The following is a 20,687-nucleotide window of genomic DNA, read 5'->3' as shown; positions in this document are numbered from 1 at the left end:
TTTTGACATTTTTGCTTTATTCCTATCAGTTATTCCAAAATTGCATTTGCTGCTTTCTTTCTTAGAATGTAGTTCTCTTTTGCAGTAGTTCCTAAATCTAACCACAATAGTTCCATAGGTCGTGGGGCAACCTCAACTTCCTGCATCTCCTCATCATACATTGCATTGACTGTAAGGTATTCTGTCTCAACATTTGGTCCAATCATCTCAATTTCATCACCTTTAAAAAGTCTGTTTCGAATCTCGACTTGAATCAAATGCCTTTCTTCATCATAATCTTTCACAACCCCTACAAAGTCATAGTTACGTATATAGGAGCTTGTGCCATAGTTTTGATCTTTTCCTGTAGGTTTATCTTCATAAAAACCTGTAGTAAAATCACGATAACTTGCTTTTTTCAGCTCTTCTAACCACTCCGGTCTAAATTTATAATTTTGAGGATCTTTCAGATATTCGTCTAACGCCATACGATATGCTCTCGTGACTGTTGCTACATAGTATGCAGTTTTTACTCTTCCTTCAACTTTCAAACTTGTAATACCGGACTCTACAATCTCCGGAATAAATTCAATCATACATAAGTCTTTCGAATTAAAAAAATAAGTTCCGTGAGCATCTTCTTCTACAGGATAATATTCTCCCTCTCTATTTTGCTCCATCAAAACATAATTCCAACGACATGGATGCGCACATTCCCCACGATTTGCATCTCTTCCTGTCATATAGTTACTAATCAAGCAACGACCTGAATAAGAAATACACATTGCACCATGAACAAAAGATTCGATATCCATATCCTCCGGAATTCTATCTCTAATCTCTCTGACTTCATCAAAGGAAAGTTCTCGTGCTGTAACAACTCTTTTGGCTCCTTGTTGGTACCAAAATAACGCACTTTGATAATTTGTATTATTTGCTTGGGTACTGATATGAATCTCTAACTCAGGAACTGTTTGTCTTGCAATCATAAAGATCCCGGGATCAGAAACAATAATTGCATCTACACCCATTTTGTAAATCTTTTTCAAGTAATCTTCCAATCCTACTAAATCTTCATTATGTGGTATGATATTACAAGTCACATATACTTTTTTTCCACGACTGTGTGCAAACTCAATACCCTCCTGCATAGATTCATCCGTAAAATTTTTAGATGCTACACGAAGTCCAAAATTGGTCCCTCCAATATAAACTGCATCGGCACCATATATAATTGCCATTTTTAATTTTTCTAAATCTCCGGCTGGAGAAAGTAATTCAATTTTTTCCATTTTTTGTCCTTCCTTAATTTTTTAATCACAACAACTTCTATTTTTGAGATTAAGAGAAAATCATTTCATCCTCCAGTTTGATTGTTATCGCCATTCCATCCCCAATTGGAATCATGGAAGAGTGAAATCTCTTGTTCTCTGACATCAAAAAAGATAAATATTGATTCATTCGTCGATAAATCGTGCGATTTCTTTTTGTTACATCCAACTCACTGTCTTGACAAATTTCCCCTCTAAAAAAAATATTATCAGAAACTAATATCCCACCTTTTTTGATATGAGGATAGATTTGATCAAAAAAAGATTGATACTGCGATTTTCCTGCATCTATAAAAGCCATATCATAAATTGCATCCCCTAAATTCATACCTTCTATTGCATCAGTATAAACAACATTAATATTATTTGCATACTGACTTCTAGCAATAAAGTTTTTTGCCGTATCATATCTCTTTTGATTTCTTTCATAAGTCGTAACAGTACATTCTCCATTTAGAATCCTGCAAAAATTCAGTGCAGAGTATCCAATTGCAGTTCCTATTTCCAAAATAGTTTTTGGTTTATGGAGCAACAAAATTGTTTCCAGTAGCCTAAGACTGTCCGGAGATACAATCGGTACATAATATTCTTTTGCATACTCTTCCATTTCACAAAAAAAAGCATCTTTAACAGGGATATTCTTTTTTATATAATTTTCTACCTTATTTTCGACTATTTCCATATCAACAAATCCTCTATTCTCATTTTGTATATAGTTCCATAATCATAGATATCAGATAAACATTAAATAATTTTTCAATTTTTACAAATGAAATGAAAATGACTTCCTGTAACAATTCATGAATCAGGACTATCATTTTCATGTCTTCATCTTACATTCATTGTATAAAATATCATTTTTATTGTAATCAAGAGTTATTGTTTAATCTAAATATTTCTTTTTATTTTCTAGATGTTCTTGATAAACATCAGTATATACCTGTTCATTACTTCCATCGTTTTTTGTTAGAAAAAATAGGTAGTCTGTATCGGCCGGCTGCAGAGCAGCAGTGATAGAACTTTGTCCCGGATTACAAATTGCTCCGATTGGCAATCCATTTACACGATAAGTATTATAGGGGCTTTCGACTTTCAAATCTCCATACAACACTTTGTCTTTTCTTGCCTGTAAAACATACTGTACTGTAGCATCTGATTGTAATCTCATTCCTTTTTTCAAGCGATTATGAAAAACTGAAGAAACAAGAGGTCTGTCTTTTTCTAATATTGCTTCTTTTTCTATAATGGAACCTAAAATGACTGCTTCATGAATCGTTAATTCTGAATCTTTTAAGAGAGGCTGAAATTCTGTTTGGTAGACTTTATCAAATTCATCCAACATTGTAGCAATAACCTTCTCTTCAGAGGTGTTTTTTTCAAAAAAATACGTGTTTGGATACAAGTATCCTTCCAAATTTTTTTGGCTCATCCCCCTTAAGAAAGAATAATCTTCTTCAAACAACTCCGGTTGTGATGCTAATTCTAAAAACTTATCTTTGTCCACAATTCCATTTTTTTCTAATCGTTCTGCAATTTGATTGATTTCAAATCCTTCAGGAACTATAATCTTTTCACCAAGATATACCTTTCCATTAACCATATTATCCAATATTTCTTGAGATGACATCGCTTTTGACAAATTATATTTTCCGGCTTTAATATTGGTCAAATTATTCTGTTTAGCATATCTCAAAAAATCTTTTCTATTTCTAATTAAACCTTGAGTTTCTAACTGTTCTGATACAATTTTCACATTAGAACCGCTTTCTACCTCAAAAAGTTGTATATTGGAATCTGTACTGTCTACCGGAGCTAAATCTTCTTTGAAAACGCATCCTGTTAAGAAACAAAATAATAATAAAGTCATCAACAAACACCTAAAAAGCTTACACATCATATATAATCCTTTCTTTATAACTATCTTATCTTCTTATCTAAATACAACTGGTACATACAAATACCCAATATTGTCTTTGCATCCTTTATTTCACCTTGATTGATTTTATATAACAACTCATCTAATGTGAATTCCTCAACTTCAATTTCTTCGTCTCCGTCCAATTCCATTTCTCCTTTGTTTACTGCCTTACCTACAAATAAATGTCCTAACTCATTTGTATATCCGGGACTTGGAAAGAATTCCACCATGGTTTCAACTTCTGTAAAATGATAGCCTGTTTCCTCTTTCAACTCTCTAATAATTGCTTGTTTGGGAGTTTCTCCCACTTCTAATGTACCTGCCGGTAATTCCAATAGTTCCTGCTCAACAGCTTTTCTAAATTGACGAACCAAAACAATTTTATTTGATTCTGTTACTGCAATACAACAAACACCACCACGATGAGAAATAATTTCTCTTTGAGCATATCCTTTTCCTACAATTTCAACAGTATCCACCTTTAGTTGAACAATTTTTCCACTGTAAATAGATTTGCTGTCAATGGTATTTTCTTTATTCATTCTCGTTCCATCTCCTTTTGATTTTTATGAAATAATTCCGAGGCATTTTCTAGCGAAATAGGAGTAATATTTTCTCCAACTGTCATTTTTGCTATTTCTCTGATTCTATCTTCTTTTTTTAATGGATAGATGTGTGTATTTACATTACCATGCTTTTCTTCTTTAGTAACCAACAAATGTTGCTGTCCAAAAGATGCAATTTGAGGTAAGTGTGTAATACAAAGCACCTGTTTACATTGGCCAATTTCTTGTAATTTTTCTCCGATTTGATTCGCAGCAACACCACTAACACCTGTATCAATTTCATCAAATATCATCGTATCTATCTCATCTGTAGTAGAAATAATATTTTTTAGTGCCAACATAAAACGAGAGATTTCTCCACCTGATGCAATTTTATGAAATGGTTTTGGTTCTTCTCCAACATTGAAACTAATGAAGAATGATACTTCATCTATTCCATTTTCTGTAAATGATTTTTCAAAAAAATGAATCTCAAACTTCGTATTTTTCAAGTTAAGTGTACTCAATTCTTTTATCATTCTCTTTTCCAAAGAACTTGCAACTTTTTTTCTCTCTGATTGTAATACTTTCGCAAATTGTAATAACTCATGTTCTAATTTTTCTTTTTGTACAAAACAATCCTTTAACAAAACTTCTCTTTTTTCGATTTGGTAAATTCTGTCACAAACTTCTTCGTAATAGTGCTTTGTTTTTTGATAATCTCCACCATATTTGCGATATAGCCTGGTCAACAAATCCAATCTGGAAATAACATCATCCAACTGTTTTTCATCATAACTGTCTTCTACCGAATGTTTTGCCAATTCGCCTGATATATCTTCTACCATATAGTATGCCTCTTGCAAAACCTCCCTACACTTCAAAGCAAAGGTACTATAGGTCTCTATAGAAGATAAAATAGAGATAGATTGATTTAACTGATTGATTACATTTCGTTCATTTTTTGAAAGCAAAGAATTCACCTCATGGATAGAATCTTGAATTTTTTCAAAATGAGATAACTTGCGTTTTTCTTCCTCCAAGCTTTCCAATTCTCCCTCTTGTATGATAGCAGCATGAATTTCATCTCGCTGATAATAAAGTAAATCCAATTCTCTTGTTAACTGACCACTGTCTCTATTGTCAGAAAGTTTATCAATACGTTGTAACAAAGCCATATATTTTGTATATATATTCCGATACTCCTGTTTACATTTTTGAATATGATTTTTTCCAAAATTATCTAACAACAGAAGTTGCTTATCCGTTTGAGTAATTGATTCATATTCATTTTGTCCATGTATTGTAATTAAATCCATCATAACAGATTTCAATACACTAACTGGTATCATACGTCGATTTAATCTGGAAACAGAACTCCCATCTTTTTGAAGTTCCCGAGTTACAATCAATTGTCCTTCTATATCGATACCAATTTCAGACAGTTCTTTCTCTATTTTTTTCGGTAAGTTTTCTAATCTCAGTTCAATAATTGCTTTTTCTTCTCCATGACGAACAAATTCCTTACTTCCTCTTCGTCCTAAACACAAAGAAATCGCATCAATTATAATTGATTTACCGCTTCCGGTTTCTCCAGTGATTACTGTAAATCCACGATCGATATCAATATGCAATTGTGATATTAAAGCAAAATTTTCAATGTATATTTCTTTTAACATAATATGTCCTCTACATTATCTAGTTCATGAGATTGTGCTACTACATCGTCAATATCAATTGTACAATCATCCTTCTGCAAAGAATCTAAATACAACAAATATTCTATATTGCCCTTAGGTCCTCTTATAGGTGACCATGTCAAACCTAGTATTCTTAAATTATTTTCTTTTGCATACCCAACACACATTTCGATTGCCTTTTTATGTTTAGAAGCATCTCGAACTACTCCATTTTTTCCAACTTCCTCTTTTCCGACTTCAAACTGTGGTTTAATCAATGCTACACATTGAAAGTATTCTTTTGAAAGTGTTTTCAGAGTTGGAAATACCAATCTTAAAGATATAAAAGAAACATCGATACTAAAAAAATCTATCTGTGATTCAAGTTTTTCTGCTGTCAATTTTCTGATATTAGTTCGTTCCAAAACAACTACTCTATCATCATTTCGTAATTTCCAATCCAACTGTCCATAACCTACATCTACTGAATATACCTGTGTTGCACCATTTTGAAGCATACAATCAGTAAAGCCTCCTGTAGAAGCCCCGATATCCATACATACTTTGTTTTGTAAGGTAATAGGAAATAATTTCATGGATTTTTCCAATTTCAGTCCTCCACGAGAAACATACGGTATTACATCTTCTTTTACCCGAATTTCAGAATCTGTATCAACCATCATTCCTGCTTTATCTATGACACGATTATCAACCAATACTTTTCCTGCCATAATATTCCTTTTAGCACGTTCTCTTGAAGTGAAAAAGTTTTTTTCTACTAACAAAATATCTAATCGTTGTTTCAATTTCACACCACACTACTTTCTCTATTATATCAAAACAGTAGACAGAACAATTCCCAACAATGCACCAAAAAACACTTCAATTGGTGTATGACCCACTAATTCTTTTAGTTTGTCATAATCTTTCCAAATTTTATTTTGTTTATCAAACTCATCAAACAATTGGTTTAAAATAATCGCTTGTTGTCCAACAGATTGTCTCACCCCTGCTGCATCATACATTACTACCAAAGCAAATACAAGCGAAAGCGCAAATAGTGTAGAATCATATCCTTCTGTTAATCCAATTGAATTTGCCAATCCAATCACAAAAGAAGAGTGAGAGCTTGGCATTCCGCCCGATCCGACAAATCTCGTAAAATCAAGTTTTCTATCTATAATAATTGTAAAAATCACTTTAAGTGTCTGTGCCACAAACCAACATAATATTGCAACTCCTAGCACTTTATTTTCTAACACTCGGTGAATATGATGCATACCGTTTACCTCTCTCTCTCTAACAATTGATTTACTAATTCTTCAAAGAAATAAGTATCTTTTTCAATTTTTTCCAAACAATGTAAAGCCAAGTTTGCATTGTATCTTGCCAACTCAACAGATTTCTCTAGTCCGAATAATTGTGGATAAGTATTTTTTTGATTATCCATTCCAGTGTTTTTTCCCATCAGTTCAACATTACCTACAACATCTAAAATATCATCTGTAATTTGAAAAACAAGACCTAAATAATCAGCATACTGTTCCCAATGACGAGAATCTTCTTCAGAAGCGTTTCCTATCAAAACTCCTGCTAAAATAGATGCTTTCAGCAGTTCTCCCGTCTTATTTCTGTGAATTATTTTTAACAAATGAGCGTCACAACGTTTGTTTTCCATTTGCAAATCCAAAACCTGACCAGCAACCATTCCATGAATGCCGGCAGCTTTTGCAATATACTGAAGTGCCTTTAATTTTCCATCTGAATATCCACGTAGCAATTCGTTTAACATTGTTTCATAAGATAAATTTAAAAGTCCGTCACCAGCTAAAATAGCGATTGCTTCACCATATACTTTATGATTCGTAGGTTTTCCACGTCTTAAATCATCATCATCCATAGCCGGCAAATCGTCATGAATCAGCGAATAGGTATGAATCATTTCCAATGCTAATGCATAAGGAAGAATTTCTTCATTAGAAATGTTGTATAAGTTAGCAGATTGTAGACACAAAATCGGTCTAATTCTTTTTCCTCCAGCCAATAAACTATAATTCATCGACTCTATTCCTAATTCAGCAATAGCTTTGCATGACAGTTTTTTGGCCATCTCTTTCAAACCTGTTTCAACATAATCTTTTTGCACTTGGTAGGTTGATATAAATTTATTTTCCATCTTAGTTATTCCTCTAACATTATTCCTCTAAAAAATTCTCTTCTTTCCCATCCAAAATAATTTTTAATTTCATTTCCATTCCGTCAAGTTCTTCTTTACAGCTTTGATACAACTGCAAACCTTCTTCATATAACCTAACAGATTCTTGTAAATCTAATCTTTCTTCTTGTAAAGATTTGATTACTTCCTCCAATCGATTTACTTTCTCTTCATATTTCAACTTTTTCATCATGAAACATTCCTTTTCTCTGAAATTTATTTCTTCTTCAAGTTTTCTGTTTTTTGTAGAACGTGAACTTCTTTCACTTCAGAAACTATCGTCCCATCTTTTAATTGTATCTCTATTATATCTTGAGAGTTAATTTCTTTCGTAGAGGATATAATCTTATTATTTGACTTAACTAAACCATACCCTCTCTCCAACACAGTTAATGGATTCAGAGCCAGTAATTGTTCTTTCCTCTTCTCCAAATCAGCATTCATTTTCATCATTTTTTCTGAGAAAATATAATTTAGCTCTTGAAAATACTGATAGTTTTTTGCACGTACTCTCTGTAATTTCCAACCCGGTGTATATCTCATCAACTGTTCTTTGTATTCTCTTAACAAAACATCTAATTCATGAAACCGAGTTCTGTACTTATTTTGCAGTTCAGAACGTTTTTGCTCCAAATTTTCATAAATGGTACCAATGTTAGGAAATAGAATTTCCGCTGCCATAGAAGGTGTAGATGCCCTTTTATCCGCAACAAAATCGGAAATAGTAACATCTGTCTCATGTCCTACAGCTGAGATAATGGGAATTTTAGAATCAAAAATTTTTCTTGCTAATTTCTCATCATTGAACGGTGCAAGCTCTTCATAAGCACCACCTCCACGTCCGAGAATAATTGCATCCACAGTATTATTTTGGTTAAAGTAATCAATTCCATCTATGAGCTCTTTAGAAGCCATATCTCCTTGTACTTTTGCAGGAAATAAAATAATTTCCGCTTTTTTGAATCTATTTCGAGTCACGTTGATGATATCGTGAATCACTGCTCCAGTCTCGGAAGTAATCACTCCGACTCTTCTTGGAAAACGAGGTAACTCTTTTTTGTACTTCGAATCGAACAGTCCCTCATTTTTTAATGTTTCTTTTAATTCTAAAAACTTAAGGTATAAGACACCTTTTCCTTTTAAAGAGATATTCTTTACAATCAGATTATAGTTTCCTTCTTTTTCATACAAATGAACGGATGCCTGACAAACAATCTGATTTCCTTCTTGAAACAACTCAACATCAGTAACATTTGAACGAAACATAATTGCATTTACTTTGCCCATATCATCTTTAATTGTAAAGTAAATGTTTCCTGTTCCATGTATCTTTACACTGGAAATTTCTCCTTCCAAATAAAGATTTTGAACCAATGGATCCGTTTTAAAAAGCTGATTAATATATCTATTTAATTCTCCTACCGTCCATGTTCTTATTCTCATGATATCCCCAAATGATTTCTCTATTGTCTGTCTACCAAATCTTTTGCCATGTGTTCACAATCAAAGCAAGCTTTTTCTAAGTCAAATGTTAGAATTTCTCTATCTTTCATCACAATCTTTCCATCTATAATTACAGTATGCACATCAGAAGCTTGTGCAGAGTATATCAAAGAAGGTATCAATTGGAATCTTGGAAAAAAGTGCGGTTGATTTAAATCAATCAATATCATATCCGCCTTCCAACCCGGCGTAATCTGTCCGACTTTTTCCAATCCCATTGCCCTTGCTCCGTTAATTGTAGCCATTTTTACAACATCAGTACTTGGAACTACGGTAGAATCTAAATGAACTCCTTTGTTCAAAATGCCTGCTAAGTGCATTTCTTCAAATAAATTCAAATTATTATTGCTTGCCGATCCATCTGTTCCTAAAGCGACATTTACTCCCTTTGTCAACAATTCATGAATTGGAGCAAAACCGTTTCCTAATTTCAAATTACTTGTCGGATTATTGACAACACTCACATGACATTCCTTCAATATGTCCATATCTTGTTCAGATAAATATACTCCATGTGCTATCATAGTAGGTAAATCAAACATACCCAACTGTTTCAAATATTCCACCGGAGAGACTCCATATTGGTTGATACAGTCCTCTACCTCTTTTTTCGATTCTGATAAATGAATATGAATTCTCATATCACGTTTCGTAGATTCTCGAATAATTTGTTGCAAATATTCACCATTGCAACTGTATATGGCGTGTGGCGCTGAACAAACCATAATCCGTCCATCTGCCCTTCCGTTCCAATTGTCATGAAATTCCAATGACTCTCTTAATTTCTCTTCCTGCTTGTCTCCGCTCACTACGGATCTTGCAAGCAAGCCCCTCATTCCGCTCAATTCTGTTGCCTTTGCCGTTTCGTCCATAAAAAAATACATATCTGCAAAAGAAGTAATCCCAAAGCGTATCATCTCCGCTTGAGAAAGCAAACTACCTGCATAAACATGTTCCGGTATCAAGTGCTCCTCTAAAGGAAGTATTTTCTCTGTTAACCATGGCCAAAACGCAACATCTTCCGCATAATTTCTAAATAGAGACATCGCAATATGAGTATGAGCATTCACCAACCCCGGCATAAGCAACTTATCTCTTCCATCTAAAACTTCATCTGCACAAAAATTATCAGGAACATCTCCTACAAAAATAATTCTATCTTCCTGTATTCCAACAATTGTATTTTCTTTTATTGAAATAGGTTCTTCCATTGTTAAACAGGATACATTTTTTATCAAAATTTTCATTTTCATTCCTCCTATCAATCAACAAAATGTATAATTTCTTCTTTGGAACTATAGTAAGATTAGGTTACACATTACTCAACCTAATCCAATCAAAGTGTATTCCCTTCCTAGCACAACTCTTAGTTTAACACCTCAAACATACAGTTGCTTAAGTATGCAAATTCTTCAACCGTCAATGTTTCTCCTCTTCTTTTTGCATCTGTTCCACTTTTTTCTAAAGCTTTCATTACATTATCTTTTGTAAATTGTTCACTGAATCCAATCATAGAATTAGAAATCGTCTTCCTTCTCTTCGCAAATGCACTTTTCACAACTTGAGAAAACAACTCCCTATCTTTCACAAAGATGTATTCGTCTTTTTTGTTTAACTTAACAATTCCTGAGTCAACTTTTGGTTGTGGATAGAAACAACTTTTTGAAACCTTTCCAACGAATTCTACATCAGAGTAGTACTGAACTGCTACAGAAAGACTCCCATAAGACTTAGTGGACGGCTCAGCAGACAACCTGTCGGCCACTTCTTTTTGAATCATTAGCAATATAGTCGAAATATTGAGTGAAGTCTCCAAACATTTCATAATAATAGGCGTTGTAATATAATAAGGTATATTTGCAATAACCTTGATTTTTCTATCTTTTTCTTGAATTAAATTCTCTAAATCAACTTCTAAGAAATCCATATTTACAAAATCAATGTTGTTATAATTCGAGGTAGTTTCTTTCACTATAGGAATCAATTTTTTATCTATTTCGATTGCATATACTTTTTTTGCTCTCTTTGCTAATTCTCTAGTCAATGTTCCGATTCCTGTACCAACTTCTATCACAATATCTTCTTCTTGGATATTCGCTGAATCAACTATTTTTTGTAAGATATTAGTATCTACTAAAAAGTTCTGTCCTAAAGATTTTGTAAATTGAAATCCATATTTTTTTGTAATTTCTTTTAAAGTTACAAATGTTGCTAAATTTTGTTCCATAACTCTCCTTATATCAACACTATTTCAAATGTTGATTCACCTTTTCTACTTCATCTTCAAACTCTTTTCTGGTAATTCCATAATGATTCAATCTGGAAAGAAATTGTTTCGCGTTCGTATAACCGATACCCAATGCCTCTCCAACAGCAATTCGTCGTTCTTTTGCTCCGGAACCCATAATCAAATTATTTTGCACCAAATCATTCATCGTAAATTCGAAAGATTCCGGTTCTATTTCACATCTTGCATGATTTAATGCTTTTCTAATTGCATCAGGAGAAGCATTTTCCACTCCGATATCTCCGTCTTTCATTCCTTCTTCTTGTGTAATAAAAGCATGTTTGCAATTTTTGGCAATCGATGCAACTTCATTTCTTATCTTTTTTCCGGCATAATCCGGATCTGTTAGGATGATTATCCCTTTTGTTTCTGATGCTTTTCTTATTCTCTCTTTTACAAAATGAGGAAAACCATATCCATTTGTCGCGATGACTTCTGCTGAAACAGCTCTCTTTACTGCAGTAATATCATCTTTCCCTTCTACTACAATCACTTCTTTAATCATATTACACCCTTCTTTATCTAAGCTGCACAGAGTCTAACTTTGTTTTCTTGGTGGTTTAGGTCCCGGAAATTGATAGTATACTGTCTTTAGCATCCCATTATAAAGTTTTCTTTTCTTGCCTGCTTTTTTCCCAATACAATTCTCAGTATTTTCATAGTTTGTAATAAGGAACGCTGACCAATTCTTTAATGTTGAAATTACCTTTCCCAAATCAGAATAGGTCTTCTCCAAATTTTCTTTTTCACCAATTCTCTCTCCATAAGGAGGATTGGTAATTAGAAAACCATATTCTTCCGTTCTTCTTACTTCGGACATTTCCTGTACCGAAAAACTAATATATTCTTCTACTCCGGCTAAAGCGGCATTTTCTTTCGCCAACTCTATTACTTCCTTATCAATATCACTTCCATAAAGAGCCATCTCTACATCGAAATTCTCGCCTTCAATGGCATCCTGTCTTGCTTTCATCCAATCTTCTTTAGGTAAAAAGTGAAATTTTTCTCCAATAAAATTACGGTTGACACCAGGTTGAATATTCGCTCCAATCATAGCAGCTTCAATCAAAATAGTCCCTGAACCGCACATCGGATCCAATAAAATCCTATCTTTTTTCCAAGGAGTCAACATAACCATACAAGCAGCAATCGTCTCTCTAAGAGGAGCAGTTCCGGATCTTTCACGATAGCCTCTCTTATGCAATGCCGGTCCCGTAGTGTCAATTGTCACTTCAACAATATCTTTCATCAGTAGAATATGAATCGGATACACTTCTCCTTTTTCTTCAAACTTTCTAATGTTTGGATATGCCTGTCTCATTCTGTCGACTACAGCCTTTTTTGACACAGATTGAATATCCGGAATTGAAAACAACTTACTCTTTAAACTTTTTGCCTTAGCAATGGGAAATTGACAATCTGCAGATAGATATTTTTCAAACGGTAATTTCCTAATTCCTTGATACAACTCCTCAAACGTTGGTGCTTTGAAACTTCCCACATGAATCAAAACACGTTCAGCTGTTCTCAAAAAAATATTTGCTTTAGCTATCTGATATGCGTCAGCATAAAACCCTACTCTACCGTCTCTTACTTCACCTAATTCAATTCCCATCATTTTCAACTCGTATGAAACCGACGACTCCATTCCAAATAAACACACCGCTATACAACTTATTTTTTCACTATTATTCATCATAAGATTCTAAATTGAGTACGACTTGATGATACTCAAACTCCTTTGCTTTATTTATTATAAACACTCTATTTTCTAATATCTCACTAAAATCCTGTACAGATACACAAATCATAACTTGCTCGCCTTTCGAAGAAACTGAAAGATTTCTTAATTCCAATTCTTTCATCAAAAAATCTTGCAACAGATGACTTCGAGTTACAGAACCTTCCCTCTTGGTAATGTCTTGAACATCTTCTTTTTTTGAAACACTCATGTTAAACAGTGTTCCATCTTGGATTTGCGTATTGCTATCTAATGCTAAATTTACCAATCTGTCTGCTTCTTTATTTTTATCTCTTGAAATATGGTGAATGGAAAACTCAGACAACTGAGAAATATAAGTCTTGGCTTTCTCATAAAAAGGTTTTAAATTACTATTTTTCACCCTATATTCGCCCATGATTTGTTTTACAACCAATTCACTATCCATATAGACTTCTACGGACTTCACATCATTACAAAGACACAGATTCAATGACTCACATAACGCTGTGTACTCTGCAACATTGTTTGTTGTTTCACCTATTTCCTTGCCGATAGACAAATATTTTAATGTAGAAGGTTGTATTATTTTATAACCAATTGCAGACGGACCGGGATTTCCTCTTGAACCTCCATCTGTATAGATTATTATTTTCTCCATGAATAAATTTCTCCTATTTTTACAAATAGAACGCCATTTTCTTCGTTCTATTTGTTATCATCTCAATTATTCTATTCTTCGTCTTCCTCTAAAAACAAAATTCTTGAACAGTTCGGACATTCCAAAATTCCATCTTCAGCATCCTTTACAAACAATATTTCTCCACAGAAAGAACATTTTCCCTCAAGAATAGGATGAAATACCTTTCCCATAGATACTCTTTTTTTGTCATAAGCTTTCAACTTGTCATTATCGATTCCTTTTCTTAAAATACGAATCTTTTTCTCTATCTTTTTGATATCTTCCATAATCTTTTGTTCTTTTGTACCAATCAATTTAATATATGGTCTCATTTCCAATATCAAAATCTGTTTTCTATTTTTCAAATTTTTTAATTCTTCTAACTTAATATCAATCATTGTAAATTTCTCAACCATCATTGTTTTGATATTTACCTTCGATTGTTTCAACTCTTCTTCACGAAGCAATAATTTGTTTTTATCAGTAAAATCAGAGCATTGGTAAATGTTTTCTACAACAGCAACAATCTCTCTGTCTGTTTCAACCAAACTCACCTCTAGACTTTTTAATTCATTTCTTAAACAATCTATTTCTAATCGAATTCTCTTTTCAAACTCTTCCAGATCTTGAACTTTTTCCTTCAATTCTTCCAACTCCGGAACAATCTTTTCTTCTTCATAATGTTCTTTGACTCTTTGCAATATTGTATATCCCTTGTCAATTCTCATTAAAGTTTTCATATCCTACCTCTATTCTAAATACTGAAACGGGTTTACATCTACTTCTGATTTGATAAACTCAATTTTTGAAATATTAGTTTTCACCAACGAAAGAAATGCGTCAGGAAAAATTTTTTCTGTTCCGAAGTGTCCTGCATCAATTACATTCTTACCTATTTGAAGAATATCATGGGCTTGATGATACTTCACATCTCCGGTAATAAATAAATCTATTTCTGTGTGATCTACCTCAAACAAAACATCAATTCCACTTCCGGTAACTACTCCTACCCTTCTTACCTTTTTTAATTTATCTCCAATAATTCTAATCTCAGGAAGTTGAAACATATCATTCAGTTGTTTTGCTATATCCAATACTGTATTTTCTACATTTAAAGAAAACACCCTTCCAATAGGTTTACCTTCTCCATCAGACAAAATTTCTCTGTCCTGAATTCCCCACACATCTAAAAAATAATCATTCAATCCATTATGCAACATATCAAAATTTGTATGTGTTGCATACGCAGCAATTCCTAATCTAACCAATTCAAATACAAGATCCAATGTATCGCTTCCGACTACCAGTTTTTTCTTTCCGGAAAAAATAATAGGGTGATGACTCACAATCAAATCGATATCCTTTTCTTTTGCCTCTTGTAGAACAGTAGGGGTAATTTCCAATGTCACAAGCACCTTCTGTATCTCTTTAGTTAAATCCCCTACTAATAATCCGGAATTGTCCCAAGAGTATTGTGTGTTTTTATCTGTCAAACCATCTAAACTATTTACTAATTCCTTCAGAAGCATTCAATTTCACCCTTTCATAAAATAATATTTTTTCATTTACATATTCTAATTTATTCTGTTGTGCTATCGTTAATTCAAATTTATTTTGATGTTGTAACAAAGAACTTTTGATACTATGCAAAACAACCTCTTGCAATTCTACATATTCTAACAAGTCCATACAAGGATTTTTAATCAACTCTTCACTAAATTCATAATAGTATTCATCTGATAACGGTTGTATATTATTAGAAATTCTACACAAAAAAACCTGATAAAATTTTCCACTCCATTTGAAAAATTTTTCCCGTTTCATTTCATATTGATGCGCTCTTAAATAATTTCTTAACTCCTCTACTCCTTGAACAGGCTGTAAAACAAAAAACATCTCCTCTTTATGAGAAAGATGACTTGCTGCTTCTAAAATATCAGTAATTAGCACACCTCCCATTCCTGCAATAACTACTGTATCTACATCATCTTTATCTGTAATTACCTGTAATCCGTTCCCTTCTCTAACAGAAATTACCTCTGATAAATGATTCTTTTCTATTTCATCCTTTGCTTTTTGTAAAGACGGACCACTGATATCCGCTGCAATGGCAGAAAGAACTTTTTTATTTTTCACAAGATGAATAGGTACATATCCATGATCCGTTCCAACATCCAAAAGTTTGTTACAAGTTTCAGGTACCATATCACAAATATTTTCTAATCTTAAGCTGATTTTCTTTTCTCTCAAACAAAAAACCTCTCTCTTCTCATCCTATGATCATCCATTGCAAATTCTATAAATATTATATCACATTGCCTCTCAAAATGGGAAAAGATTATCAAAAAAGAAAAATATACCATAAAAGTCGTACCTCTTGATTTTTCAAACGATATTATTTATTTCCGTCTGAATTTATAAAATATTTATAAAAAAAGAGAAAGTGAATCAAAATCTTTCTTAATCACTTTCTCAAATAACAAATTCTTTGATGTTTATTCTTTCTCTATTTTTTCACGCATAATTTCAATTGCTTTTTCTAATTGAGTATCCACTTTGTTTTTCAAAAGTTGATTCTCATCCAATTTTACTTCAACATCAGGCATAATCCCTTTGTGATTTATATTTTCACCTCTTGGTGTGAAGTATTGTTGTATCGTTATTTTAAATCCTGAACCATCAGATAATTGTTTTACTGTCTGCACCAAAGCTTTTCCAAAAGTTTTTTCGCCCACTAACGTACCTATTTCATTATCTCTTACTGCACCTGACAAAACTTCTGATGCAGAAGCTGAACCTTCATTGATCAGTACAACAAGTGGAATATTTAACTCTCCTCCTTCTTGAGATTTAATATACTCCTTTTTGCCGTTTCTATCTTGTGTATAAACAATCGTTGCCTCACCCATAATGCTGTCAGCTACATCTTTCACTTCGTTCAACAATCCTCCCGGATTATTTCTCAAGTCAATAATTAAACCACGGTCATGATTTGTTTTTGAAGTTTCTAATTCCTTAATAAAATCTTTAGCGGTTCCATCAGCAAATTGTGAGATAGCAATGTAACCTATTTTATTCTCAAGTTGCTTATACTCTACTGTTTGCAAGGAAATTTCTTCCCTTTCTATTTCAAACTCTTTTTCTTTCCCTTCACGAAGAACTGCAATTTTTACTTTACCATAATCTACTTTACCTAAGATAGATGTTTTCTTTTCTGACAATGGTACTTTAATTTCTTTCACAGCCTCAGAAAATTCATTGGCCTTATATTCCTTCCCGTTTACCTTAGAAATAATATCGCCTGCTTTTAGCCCAACTCTCATCGCAGGTGAATCCTTGATAGGTGAAATTACGACAATATTATCATCTTTGATTCCAACAATTACACCAATACCTATCAACTCTCCTGTTGTCTGTTCTTTCAGTTCATTCATTTCTTCCTTTGTATAAAATTCAGAATAAGGATCTTTTAATCCTTGGAACAATCCCTTCTTCATGCCGACAATCAAATCTTCTTCATTTACATCTGTATAAAATTCGTTCTCAACAGTATTTTTCAACTCCATTAAATTCAACATATCTTGTCCATTCGGATTTGATGATGTATACTCCGATAACTGATATCGAACCGTTATCAGATTAGTCATTAAAACAATTACAATTGTATATAACATAAACTTAAACTTTGTCATTTTCATACTTTGTACCCTCTCTTTTGTCATATTGTGAAAAATAAGTTTCAAACTTTAATAGAAAGCTCCTTTAGACACCATTTCATGTTCTACCATTGAAAAAATATACTCTCTATTCTATAATATTATATACCATAAGTTTAGATTATTTAAGTGAATTTATTACAAATATTAGGAGAACTATGTTATGACAAAAAAAGAATTCCGTCAATTTGCAATCAAAAAAAGAAACTCTCTTTCACCCGAAGAAAGAATTTCTTTTTCTCATCAAATATTCCAACATCTCATCACTTCTGAACTCTATCAACAGAGTAAAACTATTTTCATGTATCTCAGTTTTCAGTCGGAAGTGGATACCTTTGAATTATTGTCCCATGCATTGCAAGATAACAAAAAAGTATATGCTCCTATCACTCTTCCTAAAGAAAAAATACTTTTGTGTGGAAGAGTTGAAAATCCTAGCAAAGACTTAAAAAAGGATTTCTATGGAGTACTTTCTCCAATTCCAAAAGAAGACAACATCGCTTCTCCCACTGATATTGATCTCGTTATCGTTCCAGGAGTTGCTTTTGATATCTTTGGTAACCGAATGGGTTACGGTGGAGGATATTATGATCGCTTTCTCAAAATATTACCCGAAAAAACAAAGGTCATTGCAATTGCATTTGAAGAACAAATCTATCCGTCTATCCCAAAAGACATGCATGATATAAAAATGAAACATATCATCACAGAAAATAGATATCTCATCTTCTAACTTTCTTAAAAATAACTATCACTTCGGAACAGGATAGTTATTTTTTATTGATATTGTTGTGTTGATAGTTATCTCTAGAACAAATCGTAAAATATATTCTAACGTTTTAGGGTCAATAAATATTCTTTTTTTTCCTTGCTCAGTTGGTAACTTTCTCTAGCTTTTTGAATTGTTTTGTTATGTGTCCACTTATTCAATGTGTTTTTTCGTAGATACCTACTTGTTACATTCCAATGTTTAACCAACGCCATAGATAAAAACCAAGCGATACCCATCTTTACATAATAGTCTTCTAATTTTATCTTAGCAACCTCATCCAAATAAGAAACATCAAAATCTTCACCTAAATAATGATTCATCAGCATTCTCACACCAAATCTACAAGTATATACATCTTCAGAATTTAACCAAACATGTAAATCCTTCTTCCACTCACTTTTATGCTCAGCAAATGTTTTTGGAGATAAAGAATCACAAACTGCCCAATTATCAATATATGGAAGAAACTTTTTTACACGTTCAATACAACTATTATACTCAGGATACTCTGATAACACTATGCTATGAAAAATATTCTCATCATAATATAAATGGGGTAACTCTTCTAAAAAATCCATATCTAATTCATCAGTTTCTCTCAAATACTTTTTTGCTAAAGAACGAATTTTGGGTATTCTTACTCCAATGAAGTGTTCTCTTGAAATACTCGGAACCAACCTACTCTGAAAATCCGCGTACTCTGTTTCCTTCAGTTCAAAAAGCAATTCTCTAACTATCATAACCATCCTCATTTCTAATTAGGTGATATCTTTCTTATAAAACATGATTTCCTCTATTCTAATATCTTTACCAAGAATACTCAATCCTTTTATGTCAATAAAACCAATCGAACTTACTGATAATAGTATTATTTCAAAAATATGATACAATGTTATTGAAAAAAACTTCCAATACAATACTAATCTATCAAAATAAAAAGGACTGATTTGAAATGAAATTTTTTAAAATGTTTCTTCCTCATACAGATTCACTCTCTTATAAGGACATTTGTTTTGATATGGAAACCACCGGACTCTTTCCAAATCGTCACAACATTTTAGTGTGTGGTATCATAAAAAAAGAACAAAATGAAACGATACTTTTACAATACTGTATTGAGAAAAACAACGAAAAAGAGCTGATAGAAACGATATCAACTGAACTTTCCAATAAAAAAAATATTTATACTTTTCATGGCAATACTTTTGAATTTCCATTTTTGAACTATAAACAGAAAAAACTATTGATACCAAACAAAATGTTCGAGGATAAGACGCACGATTTATCTCTTCTAATTTCTTCATTCCGACACATATTAAATCTAACAGACTATAAAAGAAATACAATAGAACAGTATTTTAAAGTTAATCGTTTTGAAGAAATTGATGTCAAAGAATGGACTGCAAAAAATCAAACGACAATGGACTTTGACTGGAATGAAAATAATCCAATTTTATGTCACAATAGAAATGAGTTACTGTCATTACTGGACCTAAAGTCATCTTTTGAACATTGGAAAAAAACGATAGGCTTTTATTTCCCTGCACTCAAATGTAATATCTATCTTTCCAATTACACATTTTCAAAGAAAAACGCCAACATCATGTTTCTAATAGAAAGTATGGAACATACCATTCCTCTTATCAGCTTCTATGATGGGTTTGATATTTCAGTTAAAAATGAATTTTTAATTCTTAAGTTCGATACAATTGATGGAATGACAGATAAAAACAATCTTATTACTTCACCTGTTATTTCTCCTTCAAACTACTTCAAAAGAAACGAAATCATAAATATTGACAATATACTTCATGTTTCAAAACAAATATTGTTCCATCTATTTTGTAATTAACATCTTCAAAACTTGCATATAAAATAAAGATATAGTAAAATAAGTTGTATCGATATACAAACCGAAACTCAAAAAATAAAAAGTATCCTTTACAATAAATGGGCAAACGGGGTGAGCAAATGGAAGCATTTAACAAGATATCAATTGAAAATATTTCAAAACATGATCTTCTTGTAATACTGGAAGCATTGAAATATTCTTATGAAAATAGTAAAGAAGAAGAGTTTCTTACTTTAAGAAATACAATGATTCAAGATTTAATTTCTCTTTCCGACTTAAAATCAGAAGAACACTTAATAGAATATCTTCAAGACTAAACACCGATTATTTGACATCATTCTATATGATTATTCATTTATATATCAAAAACAAACGATATGCTGACATACGTTTTATCTGATGTACCTTGTTATAGTTAGTCCTATGGATATCATTTGTGTTTCTTTAATTTTTTTATCAACTATTTTTGAACAAAGATTGATATTTTT

General features: G+C 32.4%; 23 protein-coding genes. 3 read left to right on the top strand and 20 right to left on the bottom strand.

Going from position 1 to position 20,687, the window contains the following annotated elements:
* Positions 1-29: 29 nt before the first annotated feature.
* The 19 genes from ACO5GE_RS03310 to ACO5GE_RS03220 all read right to left on the bottom strand — a co-directional run bounded on the left by ACO5GE_RS03310 (position 30) and on the right by ACO5GE_RS03220 (position 17,557).
* Positions 30-1,271 (bottom strand): peptidase U32 family protein, encoded by a 1,242-nt coding sequence (locus ACO5GE_RS03310; protein ID WP_484829510.1) that lies wholly within the window; start codon positions 1,269-1,271, stop codon positions 30-32.
* 49 nt (positions 1,272-1,320) lie between these two features.
* Positions 1,321-1,992 (bottom strand): O-methyltransferase, encoded by a 672-nt coding sequence (locus ACO5GE_RS03305; RefSeq protein ID WP_484829509.1) that lies wholly within the window; start codon positions 1,990-1,992, stop codon positions 1,321-1,323.
* 201 nt (positions 1,993-2,193) lie between these two features.
* Positions 2,194-3,204 (bottom strand): endolytic transglycosylase MltG, encoded by a 1,011-nt coding sequence (gene mltG, locus ACO5GE_RS03300; protein ID WP_484829522.1) that lies wholly within the window; start codon positions 3,202-3,204, stop codon positions 2,194-2,196.
* Positions 3,205-3,227: 23 nt separating this feature from the next.
* Positions 3,228-3,770, bottom strand: coding sequence for an NUDIX hydrolase (locus ACO5GE_RS03295; RefSeq protein WP_484829508.1), 543 nt, complete (start codon positions 3,768-3,770; stop codon positions 3,228-3,230).
* A complete protein-coding gene (recN, locus tag ACO5GE_RS03290) occupies positions 3,767-5,452 on the bottom strand; it encodes a DNA repair protein RecN (protein ID WP_484829507.1) in 1,686 nt (561 codons plus the stop codon). Before recN ends, ACO5GE_RS03295 begins: the two co-directional genes overlap by 4 nt.
* Positions 5,446-6,258, bottom strand: a complete 813-nt coding sequence (locus tag ACO5GE_RS03285) for a TlyA family RNA methyltransferase (RefSeq protein WP_484829506.1) — start codon at positions 6,256-6,258, stop codon at positions 5,446-5,448. The genes recN and ACO5GE_RS03285 overlap by 7 nt, the downstream gene beginning before the upstream one ends.
* 24 nt (positions 6,259-6,282) lie before the next feature.
* Positions 6,283-6,732: a divergent PAP2 family protein gene (locus ACO5GE_RS03280; protein ID WP_484829505.1), complete on the bottom strand. Its 450-nt coding sequence runs from the start codon at positions 6,730-6,732 to the stop codon at positions 6,283-6,285.
* Between the two features lie 5 nt (positions 6,733-6,737).
* Positions 6,738-7,628 (bottom strand): polyprenyl synthetase family protein, encoded by an 891-nt coding sequence (locus ACO5GE_RS03275; protein ID WP_484829504.1) that lies wholly within the window; start codon positions 7,626-7,628, stop codon positions 6,738-6,740.
* 19 nt (positions 7,629-7,647) lie between these two features.
* On the bottom strand, positions 7,648-7,857 hold the full coding sequence (xseB, locus tag ACO5GE_RS03270) for an exodeoxyribonuclease VII small subunit (RefSeq protein ID WP_484829503.1): 210 nt from the start codon (positions 7,855-7,857) through the stop codon (positions 7,648-7,650).
* 26 nt (positions 7,858-7,883) lie between these two features.
* Entirely contained in the window at positions 7,884-9,110 is a 1,227-nt protein-coding gene (xseA, locus tag ACO5GE_RS03265) for an exodeoxyribonuclease VII large subunit (RefSeq protein WP_484829502.1), read from the bottom strand.
* A 20-nt stretch (positions 9,111-9,130) separates the two neighbouring features.
* Positions 9,131-10,417 carry an amidohydrolase gene (locus ACO5GE_RS03260; protein ID WP_484829501.1) on the bottom strand — a complete coding sequence of 429 codons (1,287 nt, stop codon included), beginning with the start codon at positions 10,415-10,417 and terminating at the stop codon, positions 9,131-9,133.
* A 119-nt stretch (positions 10,418-10,536) separates the two neighbouring features.
* Positions 10,537-11,397, bottom strand: coding sequence for a 16S rRNA (adenine(1518)-N(6)/adenine(1519)-N(6))-dimethyltransferase RsmA (rsmA, locus tag ACO5GE_RS03255; protein WP_484829500.1), 861 nt, complete (start codon positions 11,395-11,397; stop codon positions 10,537-10,539).
* 19 nt (positions 11,398-11,416) lie between these two features.
* The gene (gene rnmV / locus ACO5GE_RS03250) at positions 11,417-11,962 is read right to left on the bottom strand and encodes a ribonuclease M5 (protein WP_484829499.1); all 546 of its coding nucleotides are present in this window, start codon (positions 11,960-11,962) and stop codon (positions 11,417-11,419) included.
* Positions 11,963-11,995: 33 nt separating this feature from the next.
* Positions 11,996-13,153 carry a THUMP domain-containing class I SAM-dependent RNA methyltransferase gene (locus tag ACO5GE_RS03245; RefSeq protein WP_484829498.1) on the bottom strand — a complete coding sequence of 386 codons (1,158 nt, stop codon included), beginning with the start codon at positions 13,151-13,153 and terminating at the stop codon, positions 11,996-11,998.
* Positions 13,146-13,838, bottom strand: a complete 693-nt coding sequence (locus tag ACO5GE_RS03240; RefSeq protein WP_484829497.1) for a ribonuclease HI family protein — start codon at positions 13,836-13,838, stop codon at positions 13,146-13,148. Before ACO5GE_RS03240 ends, ACO5GE_RS03245 begins: the two co-directional genes overlap by 8 nt.
* Positions 13,839-13,909: 71 nt before the next feature.
* Positions 13,910-14,599: a zinc ribbon domain-containing protein gene (locus ACO5GE_RS03235; RefSeq protein WP_484829496.1), complete on the bottom strand. Its 690-nt coding sequence runs from the start codon at positions 14,597-14,599 to the stop codon at positions 13,910-13,912.
* A gap of 9 nt (positions 14,600-14,608) precedes the next feature.
* On the bottom strand, positions 14,609-15,388 hold the full coding sequence (locus tag ACO5GE_RS03230; protein WP_484829495.1) for a Nif3-like dinuclear metal center hexameric protein: 780 nt from the start codon (positions 15,386-15,388) through the stop codon (positions 14,609-14,611).
* Positions 15,363-16,109: a tRNA (adenine(22)-N(1))-methyltransferase gene (locus ACO5GE_RS03225; protein WP_484829494.1), complete on the bottom strand. Its 747-nt coding sequence runs from the start codon at positions 16,107-16,109 to the stop codon at positions 15,363-15,365. The genes ACO5GE_RS03230 and ACO5GE_RS03225 overlap by 26 nt, the downstream gene beginning before the upstream one ends.
* Before the next feature lie 245 nt (positions 16,110-16,354).
* On the bottom strand, positions 16,355-17,557 hold the full coding sequence (locus ACO5GE_RS03220; RefSeq protein WP_484829493.1) for a S41 family peptidase: 1,203 nt from the start codon (positions 17,555-17,557) through the stop codon (positions 16,355-16,357).
* Between the two features lie 181 nt (positions 17,558-17,738).
* Between ACO5GE_RS03220 and ACO5GE_RS03215 the strand changes: the two genes are divergently transcribed.
* Complete coding sequence (locus ACO5GE_RS03215; protein WP_484829492.1) at positions 17,739-18,308, top strand: 5-formyltetrahydrofolate cyclo-ligase; 570 nt, start codon at positions 17,739-17,741, stop codon at positions 18,306-18,308.
* Positions 18,309-18,406: 98 nt separating this feature from the next.
* Here the strand turns inward: ACO5GE_RS03215 and ACO5GE_RS03210 are convergent, their stop codons facing one another.
* Complete coding sequence (locus tag ACO5GE_RS03210) at positions 18,407-19,087, bottom strand: DNA alkylation repair protein (protein ID WP_484829491.1); 681 nt, start codon at positions 19,085-19,087, stop codon at positions 18,407-18,409.
* Positions 19,088-19,299: 212 nt separating this feature from the next.
* Between ACO5GE_RS03210 and ACO5GE_RS03205 the strand changes: the two genes are divergently transcribed.
* Positions 19,300-20,199 (top strand): ribonuclease H-like domain-containing protein, encoded by a 900-nt coding sequence (locus ACO5GE_RS03205; protein ID WP_484829490.1) that lies wholly within the window; start codon positions 19,300-19,302, stop codon positions 20,197-20,199.
* A gap of 119 nt (positions 20,200-20,318) precedes the next feature.
* Positions 20,319-20,516 carry a hypothetical protein gene (locus ACO5GE_RS03200; protein WP_484829489.1) on the top strand — a complete coding sequence of 66 codons (198 nt, stop codon included), beginning with the start codon at positions 20,319-20,321 and terminating at the stop codon, positions 20,514-20,516.
* The last annotated feature ends 171 nt before the right edge of the window (positions 20,517-20,687 follow it).

Source organism: Filifactor sp. (assembly GCF_057248345.1).
The sequence above is the reverse complement of the archived record's forward strand: the minus strand, read 5'-3'. Positions and strand labels throughout refer to the sequence as shown.